Consider the following 2,268-nt stretch of genomic DNA (forward strand, 5'->3'; position numbering starts at 1 on the left):
GGATCAGCAATGGTAAATCGAGGTATGGCAAGTTAAAGAAAAGGCGAAATCAGATAAAAGCCCCCAATTTTTTATTATAACATGAAAATTTTAGATATTTATCAATTCATTTGCAAACCACTATAGTATCCAATTCCTTATGGCAAATATCCAGTGTATATTTATTTATTTTCTGCCAATCCGCGTGAGTTACCCCCCCCCATCACCATCGCTCACTTGGGCGCCGAAACCTGCGTCACCTGGTCCAGTTTCAGCCGGACCACGGCGGCCGCAGCATCGCCATCCTGGTGGACTGCTGCATTGCCCAAGACCATGACCCGCAGGTGCCCTTCAACCGGTTCCCGGTGCCGCCGGCAGAGATCGACTTTCTGTATACATGTGAATTTTTTTAAGTTTTGGTATAAAATAATGATAAAAATTTGCGAAATTTGTCATATTAAGACGATATTTGACTATATTTTTGCTAACAGTTAAAAACCCCGACTGAATGGGACGCTATTAATAGACGCCATCATGATGCCCAACATTTACCAAAACAATTTTTTTTTCTGTAACAAAGAATTCAAGTGTGATTCTATAGGAAATATTTATCGAAATTGAATACAAGTCTTTTAATTTCCCTTTTAGAGGATGAAGCCTCAAAGATGGGTGGTTCGGATCAATTTCTAAGAGTTTAAGTGTTTTACTATATTGAGATATCAGCTCAGGATGTTTTTTGACAAATTTAGAAGCCCTCTTGATATAACTATTTGTATAGATGAGTTTATATGTCATTGTAATATTCTTTTGATATGGTCTTCAACAGTCTCCATGATAAAATTACCATCCTGATAATCAGTTTTGACCTGATGCAGTGCAGCATCAAGTTCGCATTCCCGCAGATAGTTATAATGTTCCATATCCATTACAATATATTTTTCTTTGCCTCGGACTGTAATCACCAATTCACAATTTTCTGAAAGATTCTTCTGGATCGCAGAAACGCCCTTTGTTTTGAGTTGGTTGGCTGTTATAGTATTCATAATAATACCTTTTCTATTTTAAATTATTATTAACAGTACTATATATAATACTATTTATGGCATTTATCAAGCCCCTATCGCGGCAAATGGGTCAAATGTAGCGTCCTGATTTTTTGTAATTGGGGTCAGAGTAAAATTAAGCGTTGGGGGAATTCCGGGGATATCTATGATAAGTTTTGTTAAGGGGAGAATGTAAATTCAGCATATAAGCCACAAGTTTTCTTGCTATGGTCAGGGTCGCTCTATTCTTGTTGCCTTTTGCCAATTCTCTTTCATTGACTTTTAGCCTGTTTGTCTTTAATATAGGCCTATAAATAAGGTACCAAAATAAGTACCCAAAAGGAGGCTGTATGTTACAGGCAAAATTCAGCGTTGAAGAAACGCAAGTCCAGTTTTTGAATAATTTTAAACGCTATGGATTTAAGGATAAAAGCGCTATGCTTCGTGAGGCAATAGAGCATTTCAAGAAAGCACTTGATCTTGAAAGTCTAAGAAAATCCGCTGAATTATATTCTGAAATTTATTCTGAAGATGATGATTTAAGAGAATTGACCCAAATTGCATTAAACGGATGGCCGGAATGACAGTACTGAAAAGAGGTATGATTATTGACGTCAATCTTGATCCGACAAAAGGTTCAGAAACGGGGAAAGTCAGACCATGTGTAGTTGTAACTAACGATATTTATAATGAAAGAGTTCCTGTTATCCAAGTTGTTCCAATTACTGAATGGAGTGCAAAAAAAACTCAAATTAAAACCAATGTTGAAATTTATCCTTCATCCGATAATGGTCTATCTAAAAAATCGGTAGCAGACTGTTTGCAGGCACGTCCAATAGATCACCGTCATAGGTTGGTCAAAATTCGAGGGAAATTGTCAATAGACAAAGTACAGAAAATTAACCAGTCTTTAAGGATTGTATTTGAACTTGATAGTTCCTAATTCTATCATGTAGTGTAATTGCATGCAATTGGGGTCAGAGTAAAATTAAGCATTGGGGGAATTCCGGGGATATCTATGATAAGTTTTGTTAAAGGGAAAATGTAGATTCAGCATATAAGCCACAAGTTTTCTTGCTATGGTCAGGGTCAAACCTTGATTCATGCGGTTAATTAAATATAGAAAATGTGGCCTTGGTCATATTTTAGGCCATACGGATTTCCGGTAGGTTGGGTTGAGGAACGAAACCCAACGCCAATAAGTTGTTGGGTTTCGTTCCTCAACCCAACCTACGCTGTGGCCGAT

3 protein-coding genes are annotated in these 2,268 nt (G+C 37.2%); 2 read left to right on the forward strand and 1 reads right to left on the reverse strand.

Annotation, left to right across the window (positions count from 1 at the left end):
- Positions 1 to 770 precede the first annotated feature (770 nt).
- Complete coding sequence (locus tag HXW94_RS18590) at positions 771 to 1,022, reverse strand: type II toxin-antitoxin system Phd/YefM family antitoxin (protein WP_178368383.1); 252 nt, start codon at positions 1,020 to 1,022, stop codon at positions 771 to 773.
- A gap of 350 nt (positions 1,023 to 1,372) precedes the next feature.
- Here HXW94_RS18590 and HXW94_RS18595 point away from each other — a divergent pair, with 350 nt between their 5' ends.
- On the forward strand, positions 1,373 to 1,606 hold the full coding sequence (locus tag HXW94_RS18595; RefSeq protein ID WP_178368384.1) for a hypothetical protein: 234 nt from the start codon (positions 1,373 to 1,375) through the stop codon (positions 1,604 to 1,606).
- Positions 1,603 to 1,965: a type II toxin-antitoxin system PemK/MazF family toxin gene (locus HXW94_RS18600; protein ID WP_178368385.1), complete on the forward strand. Its 363-nt coding sequence runs from the start codon at positions 1,603 to 1,605 to the stop codon at positions 1,963 to 1,965. The genes HXW94_RS18595 and HXW94_RS18600 overlap by 4 nt, the downstream gene beginning before the upstream one ends.
- The last annotated feature ends 303 nt before the right edge of the window (positions 1,966 to 2,268 follow it).

Origin of the sequence: Desulfobacter latus (assembly GCF_013389365.1) — a bacterium.
Taxonomy (GTDB): Bacteria; Desulfobacterota; Desulfobacteria; order Desulfobacterales; family Desulfobacteraceae; genus Desulfobacter; species Desulfobacter latus.